The sequence below is a fragment of the Streptomyces sp. NPDC002088 genome (genome assembly GCF_040296605.1).
GTDB lineage: Bacteria > Actinomycetota > Actinomycetes > Streptomycetales > Streptomycetaceae > Streptomyces.
Window position 1 is genome coordinate 83,406 of the sequence record NZ_JBEOXO010000019.1, and the last position, 14,765, is coordinate 98,170.

The 14,765-nt window shown below is 69.8% G+C and carries 13 protein-coding genes and 1 pseudogene; 7 read left to right on the plus strand and 7 right to left on the minus strand.

Annotated elements, in window-relative coordinates; genetic code table 11:
* Positions 1 to 14: 14 nt before the first annotated feature.
* A complete protein-coding gene (locus ABT114_RS33245) occupies positions 15 to 815 on the minus strand; it encodes an enoyl-CoA hydratase/isomerase family protein (protein WP_351146622.1) in 801 nt (266 codons plus the stop codon).
* 52 nt (positions 816 to 867) lie between these two features.
* On the opposite strand from ABT114_RS33245, the gene ABT114_RS33250 reads away from it, so the two are divergent.
* Together ABT114_RS33250 and ABT114_RS33255 are read left to right on the plus strand one after the other, a co-directional pair.
* Complete coding sequence (locus ABT114_RS33250; RefSeq protein WP_351146623.1) at positions 868 to 2,040, plus strand: thiolase family protein; 1,173 nt, start codon at positions 868 to 870, stop codon at positions 2,038 to 2,040.
* Positions 2,041 to 2,100: 60 nt separating this feature from the next.
* Positions 2,101 to 2,640, plus strand: coding sequence for a DoxX family protein (locus ABT114_RS33255; RefSeq protein WP_351146624.1), 540 nt, complete (start codon positions 2,101 to 2,103; stop codon positions 2,638 to 2,640).
* Positions 2,641 to 2,752: 112 nt separating this feature from the next.
* Here ABT114_RS33255 and ABT114_RS33260 read toward each other — a convergent pair whose 3' ends face one another.
* On the minus strand, positions 2,753 to 4,000 hold the full coding sequence (locus ABT114_RS33260) for an amidohydrolase family protein (protein WP_351146625.1): 1,248 nt from the start codon (positions 3,998 to 4,000) through the stop codon (positions 2,753 to 2,755).
* A gap of 84 nt (positions 4,001 to 4,084) precedes the next feature.
* Positions 4,085 to 5,569, minus strand: a complete 1,485-nt coding sequence (locus ABT114_RS33265; RefSeq protein ID WP_351146626.1) for an MFS transporter — start codon at positions 5,567 to 5,569, stop codon at positions 4,085 to 4,087.
* A 482-nt stretch (positions 5,570 to 6,051) separates the two neighbouring features.
* Here ABT114_RS33265 and ABT114_RS33270 point away from each other — a divergent pair, with 482 nt between their 5' ends.
* From ABT114_RS33270 to ABT114_RS33285, 4 genes are all read left to right on the plus strand, one after another.
* The gene (locus tag ABT114_RS33270) at positions 6,052 to 6,381 is read left to right on the plus strand and encodes a hypothetical protein (protein WP_351146627.1); all 330 of its coding nucleotides are present in this window, start codon (positions 6,052 to 6,054) and stop codon (positions 6,379 to 6,381) included.
* A 91-nt stretch (positions 6,382 to 6,472) separates the two neighbouring features.
* On the plus strand, positions 6,473 to 7,984 hold the full coding sequence (locus tag ABT114_RS33275; protein ID WP_351146725.1) for a class I adenylate-forming enzyme family protein: 1,512 nt from the start codon (positions 6,473 to 6,475) through the stop codon (positions 7,982 to 7,984).
* A gap of 56 nt (positions 7,985 to 8,040) precedes the next feature.
* Positions 8,041 to 9,558, plus strand: coding sequence for a class I adenylate-forming enzyme family protein (locus ABT114_RS33280; RefSeq protein WP_351146628.1), 1,518 nt, complete (start codon positions 8,041 to 8,043; stop codon positions 9,556 to 9,558).
* Positions 9,559 to 9,575: 17 nt separating this feature from the next.
* A complete protein-coding gene (locus ABT114_RS33285; RefSeq protein WP_351146629.1) occupies positions 9,576 to 10,601 on the plus strand; it encodes a phosphotransferase family protein in 1,026 nt (341 codons plus the stop codon).
* A 256-nt stretch (positions 10,602 to 10,857) separates the two neighbouring features.
* Here the strand turns inward: ABT114_RS33285 and ABT114_RS33290 are convergent.
* The 3 genes and pseudogenes from ABT114_RS33290 to ABT114_RS33300 form a co-directional block, all read right to left on the minus strand.
* A pseudogene (locus ABT114_RS33290) lies at positions 10,858 to 11,025 on the minus strand (IS701 family transposase); the annotation flags it as partial.
* A 456-nt stretch (positions 11,026 to 11,481) separates the two neighbouring features.
* Positions 11,482 to 11,934, minus strand: coding sequence for a Zn-ribbon domain-containing OB-fold protein (locus ABT114_RS33295; protein WP_351146630.1), 453 nt, complete (start codon positions 11,932 to 11,934; stop codon positions 11,482 to 11,484).
* Positions 11,931 to 12,944, minus strand: coding sequence for a thiolase C-terminal domain-containing protein (locus ABT114_RS33300; protein ID WP_351146631.1), 1,014 nt, complete (start codon positions 12,942 to 12,944; stop codon positions 11,931 to 11,933). Before ABT114_RS33300 ends, ABT114_RS33295 begins: the two co-directional genes overlap by 4 nt.
* A gap of 325 nt (positions 12,945 to 13,269) precedes the next feature.
* Here ABT114_RS33300 and ABT114_RS33305 point away from each other — a divergent pair, with 325 nt between their 5' ends.
* Positions 13,270 to 13,689, plus strand: a complete 420-nt coding sequence (locus tag ABT114_RS33305) for an SRPBCC family protein (protein WP_351146632.1) — start codon at positions 13,270 to 13,272, stop codon at positions 13,687 to 13,689.
* Positions 13,690 to 13,984: 295 nt separating this feature from the next.
* Here ABT114_RS33305 and ABT114_RS33310 read toward each other — a convergent pair whose 3' ends face one another.
* On the minus strand, positions 13,985 to 14,755 hold the full coding sequence (locus tag ABT114_RS33310; protein WP_351146633.1) for an SDR family NAD(P)-dependent oxidoreductase: 771 nt from the start codon (positions 14,753 to 14,755) through the stop codon (positions 13,985 to 13,987).
* Between the last annotated feature and the right edge of the window lie 10 nt (positions 14,756 to 14,765).

A 14,765-nucleotide genomic window follows, 5' to 3' on the forward strand; every position in this document is an offset into this window, starting at 1 on the left:
AGGGTACGGGAGCGTCAGCGCAGCGTCCACCGTCGGTGCGATACCGACGAACGGTCCACTTCGGCCTTGCCGATCGGGTTGCCGATCTCCGTGTAGGAGAGTCCGGTCCGCAGGGCGTGCGTGCGGGTCGAGTCGAGCGACTCCCAGATCGCGCGGACGGTGCCCTGGATCGCTGCCGGCGGCTTGGCCGCGATGACATGGGCGATGTCGTCGGCGCGCTGCCACAGTTCCGTGGCCGGGAGGACCTCGCTGACCAGCCCGATCTGCATCGCCCGCGTCGCGGACAGGCGCTCGTCCAGTCCCAGCAGGGCGATCCGCAGGGTCTCGCCGAGCGGGATGCGGCGGGCCAGCCCGATGGGTTCGAGCGCGGCGGTGAGGCCGTAGCTGACATGCGGGTCGAAGAAGGTGGCGTCGTCGGAGCAGATGACGATGTCGGCCTCGTTGATCCAGTAGAACGCGCCGCCCGCCGCCATCCCCTGCACCGCGCAGACCAGCGGTTTCCACACGTGGTTGAGCTTGGGGGACAGGTACTCGCCCGGGTCGGTGCGGCTCCAGACGTTGGATTCGCGGTCGATGCCCTCCTTGACGTCCATGCCGGTGCAGAAGGCGCGCTCGCCCGCCGCGCGCAGCACCATGACGTGCACGTCGTCGTCCGCCTTGACGGTGCGCCAGATGAGGGCGAAGTCCTCCAGCGTCGCCTGGTTGAAGCTGTTCATGGCCTCCGGCCGGTTCAGGGTGATCGTCGCGACGTGATCGGCCACGTCGTACAGGACGGTCTTCAGGTCCATCGGGTCCATCGGGTCCATGGGGTCCATTCGGCAAGTCCTCCTCTTTCGGGCGGCGCTGAAAAAGAGTACAACGAATTACATGACTGAAGCTGTTGTGTTGTCCGCCTGCCGTACCGCCATCGGAACGGCCCGCAAGGGTTCACTGCGTGAGGTGAGCGCCTTCGATCTCGCCACGGTGGTGGTCCGTGAGGCCGTTCAACGGGCGGGCCTGCCACCTGAGTTGTTCGACGACGTGATCCTGGGGGAGTCACTGGCCGGTGGCGGGGACATCGCCCGCTACGCCGCCCTGGAAGCGGGACTGAGCCATGTGCCCGGCCTGGCGCAGAACCGGCACTGCGCGTCCGGGCTCGCCGGCGTGGCCACGGCCGCGGCGGGCATCCGGGCCGGGATGGACCGGGCGGTCGTCGCGGGCGGAACCCAGTCGACCTCCACCGCGCCGGTGTCCCGGTGGCGGATCCCGGGCACCGACGACTGGCTGGAGCCCTGGAACTCGCCGTCCCACGTGTCCACCCCACAGGCGCCTCACAACGACATGTCGATCCTCGTCGGATGGAACACCGCCCGCCTGGCCGGCGTGGAGCGACAGGAGATGGACGCGTGGGCGCTGCGCTCGCACGAGCGCGCCCTGCGGGCCATCGACGCGGGATGGTTCGCCGATGAGACGGTCCCGGTCAAGGTGACCGACCGGGACGGGGCGGCATCGGTGTTCGAGGTCGACGAACACCCGCGGCGTGGCACCAGCATGGAGAAGCTGGCGGCACTCAAGGTGCTGCACCCCGAGATCGAGGGCTTCTCCATCACGGCCGGCAACTCCAGCGGGGTGAACGACGGTTCGGCCGCGCTCGTCGTCGCCGATGCCGCGATCGCCGCCGACCATGGCATTGCGCCCCTGGCGACGATCCGCTCCTGGGCGTCCGTGGGCGTCGACCCGGTCGAGACGGGCCTCGCCCCGATCGCCGCGATCCGTAAGGCACTTGACCGTGCGGGGATCGGCATCGGCGACGTCGACCTGTGGGAGATCAACGAGGCGTTCGCCTCGGTCGCCGTGGCCGCCACGCGGGAGCTGGGACTCGACCCGGAACGGGTCAACCCCTTCGGCAGCGGCTGCAGCCTCGGACACCCGATTGCCACGACCGGGGCCCGCATGGTCACCACGCTCGCCCACGCACTGCGCCGCCGGGGCGGCGGAACGGCGGTCGCGGCGATGTGCGCCGGTGGCGGCATGGGCTCGGCCCTGGTGCTGACGGCCTGAGCGCGGCCGGTGCGGGTGATGAGGAGACGGTTCGGTATCGGCAGTGACCCAGGAGGATGGATGGACGGCATCGACGTGGCACGGTACGGGCTGCGCGTGGTGGTTGGCGGCACGTTGATCGCGCATGGCCTGCGCCACGGCCGCACGTTCGACGGCACCACGCAATGGTTCCGTTCCGTGGGGTTCCGCGGGGCGCGGCTGCAGGCCGCGGCGAGCGCGGCCGTCGAGGTGGGCGCGGGCACCGCCCTGCTGGCCGGGGCGGCGACCCCGCTGGCGGCCTCAGCCGTCGTGGGCACGATGGGTGTCGCCGCCCGCTCGGTGCACCTGCCGCACGGATTCTTCGTGACGGACGAGGGCTACGAGTACGTCCTCAACCTCGGCGCGGCGGCCGTGGCGCTCGCCGCTCTCGGGCCCGGACGGCTCAGCGTGGACCGGGCGTTGGGGCTCGACGGCAGGCTCGGTGGCCTCCGCGGGGCCGCGATCGCGGCAGGAGTCGGGCTCGCCGCGGCGGCCGCGCAACTGGGTGTCTTCTGGCGGCGGCCGCGACCGCAGGCGGATGCCCTCGACCCGGCCGATGGCCCCGCGCCGACCTCGGCCTGAACCCCGTGCTGTGCCGGCCGTGCCCCCGGCCGGTACGGCACGGGGGCACGGCCGGGGGCCGAGCTTCAGGTCAGTGCGAGGTCAGCGCTCATCGGGGCGATGGCCCTCCTGATCACGCTCCGACAGCGGCGTCGGGGCGCAGATGGGTCTTCGAGGTGCTGCTCACGTCCCATCCCTGAGCCTTGGCGCGCAGCGCTCCGACAGTGGCCTGTTCACGCGGGATGTGCGTGAACGGGTCGAACTGGTAGTGCTTCAGGGCGTTGAGGTGGGTGATCTTGTTGATCTCGTCGTCGCTCACGCCGCCGAGGTAGCGCATCACCGCCTCCGGAGCCTTCGGCCAGGTCGTGTCGGAGTGCGGGTAGTCGCATTCCCAGGAGACGTTGTCGATGTTCATCCGGTGCCGGTTCTCGACGCCGACCTCGTCGTCGATGAAGCAGAGCAGGACGTTCTCGCTGAACAGCTCGGACGGCAGGCGGTCGCCCAGGTTCATGCCGCTCCAGTGCTGGGTGTGCTGGTAGAGGTAGTCGATCCGCTCCAGGAAGTACGGGATCCAGCCGATCCCGCCTTCGGACAGGGCTACCTTCAGGTGGGGGAACTTCAGGAACAGCCGGCTCCACACCAGGTCGCTCGCCGCCTCGATCGACCCGATCGGCGACAGCGAGTAGATGAGTTCCACCGGCGCGTCCGGGGAGGTCGACGGCGCCTTCGAGTTGGACCCGATGTGCATGCACACGACGGTGCCCTCGTCCTCGCAGGCCTTCCAGAACGGATCCCAGTGGTCCTGGTAGATGCTCGGGAGTCCCAGGTCGTACGGGTTGGAGGTGAAGGTCACCGCGTGGCAGCCCTTCTTCGCGACCCGCCGCACCTCGGCGGCCGCGAGCTCCGGGTCCCACAGGATCGGGATCGCCAGGGGGATGATCCGGCCGGGGTAGGTTCCGGCCCACTCGTCGATGTGCCAGTCGTTGTACGCGCGGACCATCGCGGCCGACTGGTCGCGGTCGCCGTTCTCCAGGAACAGCGCACCGGAGAAGCGCACGAACGACGGGAAGCACATGGACCCCAGCATGCCGTTGGCGTCCATGTCCTTGATGCGGGTGTGGATGTCCCAGCAGCCGGGCCGCATCTCCTCCAGACAGACCGGGTCCATGCCCCACTCGGACTTGGGGCGGCCCACCACGGCCTGCACGGCCGGGTTGGGGTTGACGGTGTCCTCGTACAGCCACGCTATGGTCCCGTCGGCGCGGGTGACGAAGCGGGGGGCGGCGTCGGCGTACTTCGCCGGAACGCGTCCCTCGAAGAGGTGAGGAGGCTCGATCACGTGGTCGTCGACGCTCACGAGGATCAGATCGTCGATGTTCACAGGGGTGCCAGCCTTTCGTTGACGAGGTGCTTTCTTTTCGCGGGGCACGGGTGCCGGTACGGGAACAGCCGCCGGCACCCGTGCCTAGGAAGCGGGTTCGGGGGATATTCCTCCGGTCGCGGGCTTGCGGCCGTGCTTCATCAGAAGGGCGGCGCAGAGGGCGAGTACGAAGACACCGGCGCAGATGCCGTATGCCACCCGGAAGCCCACTTGCCGGAAGAAGACATAGGTGCCGTTCGCGGTGATCGCCTTCTCGACGAACTTGTCGGGCACGGCCCCGACCGCCGCGGTGGCGATGCCCGCCAAGATTCCCTGGACGGTGTAGCTGAAGCCCGCCGCCACACCCTGGACCTCGGGCGAGACGGCCTCGATGAGCAGGTTGGCGGCGCCCGAGACGGAGCACCCCATCCCCAGGCCCATGACCACACCGGCCACCGAGACCATGGCGGGCTTGTCCACCAGGTGCGTGGCGATCACGGCGGTGGCGACGCAGCCCAGCACGGCCGCCGCGACGACGGCCGACCGAGGCCCGATACGGCGGCTCAGCCAGCCGGAACCGAAGCCGCCGACCATCGCCATGACGCCGTAGGGCACGCCCCAGTACCAGGAGAGTTCGGTGCCGGTGAACGCCAGCCCGGGGTCGGTACTGCCCTGCACGGTGGGGGAGCGGAACATCTCCGGGATGAGCACGCCGTTGAGGCCGCCGTAGGTGAAGGCGAGGAGGCCGGCCACGATCAGCGTGGTGTAGACCGTTGGTCGCCGCAGCAGTTCGAGCGGAATCATCGGGTGCCGACGCCTTGAGATGGTGACGAAGAAGCCGACGAACGCGAGCACTCCGAAGATCGCGAGGTACACGAACCGTCCGCCCTCGAAGGACAGGGCGAGCAGGCCGGCCCCGACCCCGAGCAGGAGCGCGCTGAGCAGGTCGAATTGTTGTGGGGTGCGCACGTCCGACTCGGGCACGAGGGCGAGGATCACCGCACCCACGACGGCGGCGTAGACGATCAGGAACCAGAAGGTCGAGCGGAACCCATAAGCGTCGAGGAGGTGCCCGCCGATGACGGGACCGACGATGGCGCCGAATCCGGTGCCGACCCCGACGCCGCCGACAGCCAGCGGTACCAGGTTCTTCGGCAGCAGGTCGCGTATGAGGCCGTAGACGATCACGGCCGCGCCGATACTGCCCGCCTGCAGCCCTCGGCCCACAAGGAGCATCGGGAAGTGGGAGGTGGTCGCGCAGATGAGGGAGCCGACGAGGAAGGCCGCGATGACGCCTAGCAGGACGCGCTTCTTGCCGACGATGTCCGCCAGCTTGCCCAGAAGGGGCACGACAGCCGCTGCTACCAGGAGCGGAGTGGTGAACACCCAGGTGACGTTCGTCGTGCGGAAGGCGGTGGCCATTTCCGGGATTCCGGGGGAGACCACGATGAACTCGAAGGCCGCCAGCTCGGTGATCAGGGTGAGCATCGCGACGATGAACAAGTAGTAGCCATTGGAGCGGCGGGAGGAGGCGCCGGCCAGTTCAGCTGGTTCGGATTGTGCGGGCCGCACCCGGAACTGTTCTGACATTCGAATTCCCATCTGCCAGCGGTCCTGGCGGTTCGGTTGCTGAACCGCCGGAAAAGGCCAAGGGAGCGCGCGATGTTCGTTCTGTCGTTCGGGGTGTCATTGCTTCGACCTGACGCGGCGGTCGGATGCCGGTGGCGTCTCAAAGCTTGGACAAACCCCGATGGTTAATTAAGGCCCCTCTTCTAGGGCCGTCTCAGCATCGCACCGCGCCCGGTGGGCGGCAACCCCTGTGCAGTGGGTAATGCAGTGCCCTGATAAGGCCGACTCCTGGTCGCGTCCCTGCCGCGACGCGCCTGTTGCCCCCGTGGCCGGCTCGGGCTGCCCGTGGGGCCTTGGTGTCCCTCCGGTGATTGGCCAAGAACAGAGCACTCTTATGGAGTCCCTGCCCGCCTTCTGGGCTGAAGGGGCTGCGTGTTCGCCGATAAGCGTATACTCTTTTGCCTTCTGGTGTTCCGGGACACGACTCCGCGAAGGATGCTGTGATGAAGCCGCGTGTGGGACAGACACTTGTCAGCACCGTCGACACGACGACCGTGATAGTCGTCCGTTGGCCGGACAGAGAGCTGGAGGTCACTTGCGGCGGGGCGCCGATGGTCGAGGCGCGCGATCCGGGTGCCGGTGCCGGTGCCGGTTCCGATGCCGGTGGTACGGCCGATCCCGCGCAGATGGGCGGCTCGCAGCTCGGCAAGCGCTACGCGGACGACGAGCACGGAGTGGAGCTGCTGTGCGCCAAGCCCGGACCGGGCACGCTCGCGGTGGAGGGCACCCCGTTGCCTCTCAAGTCCGCCAAGCCGCTGCCGGCCTCCGACTGACACTGCACTGAACTGAACCGACCTGACACCGACTCGACGCAGATCGGATACGGACACAACTCATGGGCACAGGAGGAGGGGCGGGGTGTCGATGAACATCGCGATGCTGCTGGACATGGCCGCCGAGGGATTCGGCGAGCGGATCGTGATCGGGCCCGAACGGGATGGCCATTCGGCCGCACGACTGAGCGAACTGGCCGACGGCGGAGCCGAGTTGATCCGCACTGCGGGCGCTGACGCGCTGGTGTACCTCGCGGTCAACGGTCCGGCCTTCCCCGTGGCGCTGTTCGCCGCGGCCCGCGCCGGAGTGCCGCTCGTGCCCGTCAACTACCGCCTGGGCGGCGAGCAACTGGACGCGCTCCTCGCCAACCACCCGCGCGCTCTGGGCATCGCGGGCCCGTCGCAGTCCGAGGCGCTGCGCCGCGCCGGGCTGCCGGTCCGCAGCCCGCAGGAGTGGCTGGCGGACGCGGCTGCCGCGGCCGTCGAAACGAAGACGACCGAGCCCGACAACCCCGACGCCCCCGCCGTACTGATCTACACGAGCGGTACGACATCCGCCCCGAAGGGCGTGGTCCTCAGCCACCACAACCTGGTCTCCTATGTGCTGGGCACCGTGGAGTTCGCGGCGGCGCAGGCGCAGGAGGCGGCGCTGGTGAGCGTGCCCCCGTACCACATTGCGGCCGTCTCCAACGTCCTCACGAACCTGTACGCGGGGCGCCGCGCCCTCACCCTGGAACACTTCACGCCCGACGGCTGGCTCGCACTCGTACGCGAGCAGCGGGTCACCCACGCGATGGTCGTGCCGACGATGCTCGCCCGCATCATGGACGGCGAGGACCTCGACCGGTCGGTGCCCTCGCTGCGGGCACTCGCCTATGGCGGGGCGAAGATGCCGGTGCGGGTGATCGAGACCGCCCTGGGTGCCTGGCCGGACGTGGACTTCGTCAACGCCTACGGGCTGACCGAGACGTCCTCCACCATCGCGGTCCTGGGGCCCGAGGAACACCGGGCCGCCGTCACGAGCGGCGATCCGCAGGTCCGGGCGCGGCTCGGCTCCGCCGGGCGGCCCGTTCCCACGATCGAGCTGGAGATCCGGAACCCGGGCGGCGACCCGGTGGCGGCAGGCGAGGACGGACAGATCTGGGTGCGCGGTGAACAGGTCTCCGCCCGATACGCGGGGCAGGGATCCACCGTCGACGAGAGCGGCTTCTTCCACACCCGCGACCAGGGCTTCCTCGACGCCGACGGCTACCTCTACGTCCGGGGCCGGCTCGACGACACCATCATCCGCGGCGCCGAGAACATCGCCCCCGCGGAGATCGAGGACGTTCTGCTGCGCCACCCCGAGGTGCTCGACGCCGTCGTGGTCGGCGTGCCCGACGAGGAGTGGGGCGAGCGGATCGAGGCCGTGGTGGTGCTCCGCGCCGGGGGCGAGGTCGACACAGAGCAGCTGAGGGACATGATCCGCAGGGCGCTGCGCGGATCCAAGACCCCCGACCGTATCGCCTGTTGGCCCGAGCTGCCGAGGACACCGACCGGCAAACTCCTGCGCCGTGACGTCGTGGCCGGGCTGACCGCCCCGGAGCACGCACAGCGCTCGTGAGCGGCGCGGCCGACATCCCCACCGCCCCGTCCGGGGCCCGACCTAAGGACACGGCTGTGCCGCTGCCTGCTGACCGACCGCTTCCGCTGCGGCTGCGCCGCGTACTGGACACCGCGCCGGAGGCGACCGCGCTGACCTTCGAGGACCGCGCCTTCCCGTGGGCGTACCTGCGGCGCGGAGTCGACGATCTCGACCGGCTGCTCGCCGCGGCCGGTGCCCCCGACGCCCATCGCATCGGGATCGTGCTGCGTAACCGGCCCGGGCCGCTGGCCGCGCTGGTCGCGACCGTCGCCACCGGGCGCGAGGTCGTGGTGCTGAGCCCCTTCCACGGCGATGTCGCGCTCGCGGAGGACATCGCCGCGCTCGCGCCGCAGGTCGTGGTGGCCGACGTCGAGGACTGGGACCGGGACGGGGTGGCCGACGCGGTCGCCCGGATCGCGGCGGTTCCCGTGGAAGCGGGGGAGGGGCAGCGGCCACTGACCCCGCGCCAGGCTGACTGGACACCCGCTCCGGTTCCCGCGGAGCGCGGGGACGTCGCCGTTCTCATGCAGACCAGCGGTACGACGGGCAGGCCCAAGCGGGTCGAACTGACCTACGCCAAACTCACCGCGGCCTTCGAGGCCTCGGGCACGCCGGTCTCCTCCGCCGAGGTGCGGCTGCGCGCCCACCCCTCCATCGTGTGGACGTCGCTGGTCCACATCGGCGGGCTCTACTTCGTGCTCGCGAACGTCGCGGCCGGACTGCGGACCGCCCTCCTGGAGCGTTTCGACGTGCACCAGTGGGCCGATCTCGTGCGGCGGACCAGGCCACGGCGGATCCGTCTCGCGCCCGCCGCGCTGCGCATGGTGCTCCAGTCCGACCTGCCGGACGACCTGTTCGACGGGGTCGAGTCGGTGTCCTCCGGGACGGCCCCGCTCCCCCCCGAGGACGCCGAACGGTTCACCGAGCGGTTCGGGGTCCCGGTCCTGTCGGTCTACGGCGCCACGGAGTTCGCCGGCGCGATCGTGGGCTGGGACCTGCCGTTGCACCGCGCGTGGGGCAAGACGAAGCGGGGGAGTGTCGGACGGCCCTTTCGCGGGGTGACAGTGCGCGTCATCGACCGGGCGACGGGCGAGCCGCTTCCGGCCGACGCCGTGGGCATCCTCGAAGCCAGCGGAGCGCAGCTGCCCGGCGACAGCTGGGTGCGCACCACCGACCTCGCCAGCGTCGACGAGGACGGATTCCTCTACATCCACGGGCGGGTGGACGACGCGATCAACCGCGGCGGGTTCACGATCGTCCCGACCGTGATCGAGGACGCCCTGCGCGCGCACCCCGCCGTGCGGGACGCGTCCGCGGTCGGCATGCCCGACGAGCGGCTCGGCGAGGTGCCCGTCGTGGCCGTGACGATGCGCCATGGGGAGCTTCGCCCGGACGCCGAGCAGTTGCGGACATGGCTGGCGCAGCGGCTCGCCCGCTATCACCTGCCCACCGAGATCAAGATTGTCGACGAGCTGCCCCGCACGCCGTCGATGAAGGTCAGCCGCCCCGACGTGCAGGCCCTGTTCGAACCGGCCCGACACACCTCCGCCTGACGGGAGTCGAACGCATCATGAGCACCGCGACCGGCAGCCAGGAGCTGCTGCGGGAACTGACCGAGCGCACCAAGGCCGCGGTCCGGGGCTGGGCCCCGCAGGCCCGGGTCGAGGGCGTCGAACCCCTCAGCGGCGGCACCTCGAGCCTCACCTACGTGGCCACCCTGTCCGGTGCGCCGACCGGGCACGAGCGGGTCGTGCTCAAGGTGGCCCCGCCGGGTCTCGAACCGGTACGCAACCGGGACGTGCTGCGGCAGGCACGGCTGATGCAGACCCTGGCCGGGCGGCGCGGCGTGCGCGTGCCGGCCGTCCTGTTCGCCGACGAGGGCGAACCGCCGGCGGTTCCGCCCTTCGTGGCCATGGAGCTGGTGCCGGGGGAGTGCGTCGAGCCGGTGCTCATCCCGCGCGGGACCGTCCCGGCCGGCCAGGTCCGCGCCCGCGCCCTGGACGCCGTACGGATGCTCGCGGACCTGCACCGCGTCGACCCGCGGAGTACGGTGCTCGCGGCGGAGCCGGTGGTGTCGCTCAGCGCGGAGATCGACCGCTGGACCCGGGCCTTTACGACCGTCGCCGAGGACCTGCGCACCGGACACGAGACGGTCGCGCGGCGCCTGCACGCGACCCGACCGACCGCCATGGCACCGGTGTTCACGCACGGCGACTACCGCCTGGGCAACACCCTGTGCGAGTCGGACCGGGTCACCTCGATCATCGACTGGGAGATCTGGTCGCTCGGCGATCCACGGGTGGACGTGACCTGGCTGACCTTCTTCACCGACGAGGCCCGGCACCCGGCGTCCGTCTCGGACGAGCCCACCGGCATGCCGGGCAAGGCGGAGCTGGTCGACGCCTACCAGGAAGCGCGCGGGGAGCCGCTGCGGGACCTGGCCTGGTTCGAGGCGCTGACCAAGTACAAGGAGTCCGCCGCGACCGCGCTGCTCATCAAACGCGGCCGCAAAGCAGGGAAGTTGAACGCGATGCACCGGCGCATGCTGCCCGCACTGCCGGTGCTCCTGGACGAGGCGATGGAGTTGCTGGGCTGAGCGCCTGGGCGTGCCCCCGGCCGGGCGCGCACGCTCACCGTGTCGTCGAAGGGCCCTCGTAGCTGTGCTACGAGGGCCCTTCGACGCCTTGCGATCGCATCACGCACCAGACGCCGCGCGCTGGTCCGGCCGGGGACACGCCCTAGTAGTGCTTGGTCAGGTCGGTATCGGGGTGGGTATGTCGCGGTGGCAGGTGGGGCAGGCGCCGGTCCAGAGGGTGAGCAAGGTCTTAGCTCGCGGACCACTTGGTAGAGGCTCAGGCCGCCGCCGCGTCTTTTGGGGCCCGGGCCAGTCGCTGCAGGGTGCAGAAGGCGTGCGCGACGGAGATGAGGGTGACGTGGTGGTGCCGGCCGGTGAAGGTGCGGCCCTCGAAGTGGGCCAGGCCCAGAGCCTGTTTCATCTCGTGGTAGTCGTGCTCGATGCGCCGCGGGCCCCCAGGACGGGCCCCCAGGACCGGCTGCGAGGCGTCCGCTGCCCATTCGCCCATCGCGATGAGGGAGGGGCGCCGGTCAGGACTGTGGCGGCAACCGCGCACAACAGCGGGAGTATGGGATACCTCCGTCCCCGCAGACCGTGTGGATCGGGTACCCGGAACAGGAAGCGACGCAGGTCGGGCGTCCTGCTGGGTACGCGGAGGTTCGGGAGGGCCAGTTGTCCCAGGCCGACGGGCATGGGCGATGATGTTCGGGCAGGCACGGTCTCGCTCGGTTCGCATGGGTCTCGACAACCACATGATCGCCAGCACCGCGCCTGCACTGCTTTCTCGGAACATCCCACCCCGCACTTGGGCATGACGTCACGTCATACGTGAGACCGACGAACCGGACCGATCTCGAACACGCAATGCCCCTGGGCAGGAGCCTCCGTGGACGAGTCTTCTTCACGCATCGCGCACCGCGGACGGATCGCCGACATTCACGCGGCGGTAGGCGACGGCTCGCTCTCCGGCGCCGGCGAACTCCACCAACTCAGCGCGCACGCGTTGGCCGATAGCTACTCCCGGTCCCTGCTCGTCGAGCAGGATCCCCGGCAGGCGCGGACCCTCGTCGAACTCCACGAGGGCGAGGACGTAGGGAACAAGAGCCGCGAACGCCGGCACACTGCGGTGACGCACCACTATGAAGCTGTAGATGGTGCCGGCGCCAGTGACATCGGTGAACGACGTCGGTCCACCGCAGCGGTTGCAGCGTTCGAGCGGCCGTGCCAGCCAGGCGCCGCAGTCGGAGCAGCGACACAGCGCGATGCGTCCCTCACGCGTCGCCTCCCAGAAGCCGACGCTGTCCGCGTCGATCAGCGGCCTCGGCGGCGGCGGGATGGGCTCGACCCGGCTCATCGCGAAGCCTCGTAGATCAGGGCGCCGCCCGCCGGGCCGGCCCCAGCGGTGACGAGAACGTGGCGGGCGTCGGGCACCTGCCGGTCGCCGGCGTCGCCGCGCAACTGGAGGACCGCCTCGTAGTGATGGTTGAGACCATGCAGATATCCCTCCGACAGCAGACCACCGTGCGGGTTGACGACGACGTCGCCACCGTACGTGGCCCGGCCCTCGCCGAAGAACGCGCCGACCTCGCCCTTCGGGCACAGCCCGAAGTCCTCGATCGTCGCCATCACGGTGCCTGTGAAGCAGTCATACATGCACGCGACGTCCAGGTCCGCGGGACGCAGGTCGGTGGTCGCCCAGAGGCGCTTCGAAGCGTAGGCAGAGTACATCTCGGACAGATCGGGGAAGTTCGTCCAGGAACCGCCGTGTGTGTGGGCTTCGCCGAAGCCCACGATGCGGATCGGGTCGTGTCGGAGAAACCTGGCTCGCTCCAGTGTCGTTACCACGAGGGCCACCGCGCCGTCGGTCTCCAGACAGCAGTCATACAGGCGGAACGGCTCACATATCCAGCGGGCGGACAGGTAGTCGTCCATGTCGATCACCTGTCGTTGCATGGCGTGAGGATTGGCCGAGGCGTGCTTGCGGGTGGTGATGGCGATGTTCCCGAAGTCCTCGTCGCGGGTGCCGTACACGTGCTTGTGACGCTGGGCGAACATGGCGATCCACATCGGCGGGACGACGAACCCGTTCAGCGCGGCGAACTGCATCTCGCCTCTCATCGGCAACGCGGGCGTCTCCCCCCGGCCGTAGCGGTTGCCGGATCGGCCCTGCAGCGAACGGAAGATGACCGCCACCTCGCAGACACCGGCTTGGACTGCGGCGAACGCTTGACCCACGACGGTGACCGCGACGTTGCCCCCACCGTGCACGTCCAGCGCCAGCCCAAGATCGAAGGCGCCGATGGCCCGCGCGACATCCGCCGCCGATGCCGAGTCGTTGGTGTGGAAGTCAACGACGCCGTCCACCTCGCATGGCTGCAGCCCAGCGTCGTCAAGTGCCGCCCGGGCGGCTTCGGCGGCCATTGTCAACGGGGTCCGGCCCGAGGATTTACTGAACGCCGTCCGACCGATCCCCACGATCGCCGCCTCGCGCGTCTTCATTCGACCTCCATACCCACCGCAGGCTGACTATCTAATGTGAATAGGTGATACCTTTTTATCCTTGCTCGGCACTGTTGGCTAGTCCTTGACAACGGTGGGTCGCGGCGTCGTGTGCGTTCAGTGGCTGCCTTTGGGCGGGTCAGGATCTGCCGCGACGACAGCCGTCAATGCAACCGAGAAAGGTGAGCCTGTGGGCAGCATCTACCGGAGCTCGGAGCTTGCTGTGTCGGCCGATGTGGCTTGGGACTTCATCGAGCGATACACCAGGTCAGAGGTGCATGTGTTCTCCTTGTGCCTGGCCGAGCGGCAAGAAGGGGAGTGTCGCGTCGTCACCTTGGCCGACGGCCGGGAGATTTGCGAGCGGAACGTGACGGTTGACCCGGTGCATCGCCGGGCGACCTACACGGTCCCGGGCCTCAACGGGGCTGAGCATCACCAGGCCGAGATGCGCATCGAGGCAGACCTTCACGCCAGGGCACGTCTGGTTTGGGTCACTGATTACCTCCCGCACGAGATCGCCGAAGAGCGGGCCTCAAGTTACGACGCCCTGTTCGCCGAGCTTGTGGTCGCTGTCAATTCCCATGGCGGGGTCGCTGTCACGTCGTCCTGACGAGACGAGCCCGGTCTGGTAGGTGACGACGACGAGTTGGGCGCGGTCGCGGATGTGGATGCCCGGCCCAGCTCAGCTCGACCATCCCGGCCCGCATCACCACATCCCGGGGCGTCTTACGGGCCCGCGACAACCGACGCACCATCGCCCGCTCATCCTCATCACGGCCTGGGCCGTGCCCGTAACATCACCGCCCAGCACCCGCCCCCGAGCACCCGAACCACCCCGCCACCAGTACATATACCCAACAAATGAGGAATCCAGCACTAGGCCCTGATCCCGCGGGGCGCGTCCGTCAGCGCGGCGCCATCCTGATCGCGCCGTCGAGGCGGACGGTCTGGCCGTTCAGATACGGGTTCTCCAGCATGTCGACGGCGAGCCGGGCGAAGTCGTCCGGCGCGCCGAGCCGCTTGGGGTGCGGCACCGTCGCGGCCAGGCCGTCACGGATGTCGGCGCGCAGCCGGCCCAGCATCGGGGTGTCCATGATGCCGGGGGCGATGGTGTTCACCCGGATCTGCCAGCTCGCCAGGTCGCGGGCGGCGACCAGCGTCATGCCGTGCACCCCTGCCTTGGCCGCGGTGTACGAGGTCTGGCCGATCTGTCCGTCGAACGCGGCGACCGACGCGGTGAGCACGATCGCGCCGCGGTCACCGTCGTCCAGGACGTCGTTCTCCGCGATGCGGGAGGCGGCCAGGCGCAGCACGTTGTACGTGCCGACCAGGTTGACCCGGACGACCTCGGCGAACGTGGCGAGTTCACCGGGGGTCCGGTCCTTGCCGATGATCCGCGTACGGTCCCCGCCGCGGCCGGCGCAGTGCACCACGCACCGCAGCGGGCCGCGCTCCCGCGCCGCGTCGACGGCGGCCGTGACCTCGGCCTCGTCGGTGACGTCCGCGCGCACGAACCGCGCCGCGTCGCCGAGGTCGGCGACGGCTTTGGCGCCCTGCTCCTCGGAGATGTCGGCGATGACCACCCGCCCGCCGCCGTCGATGATCCGGCGCGCGGTGGCCAGGCCGAGCCCTGAGGCACCGCCGGTGACGAGGGCGGAGGAACCGTCGATGCGCATGCGTGAAACT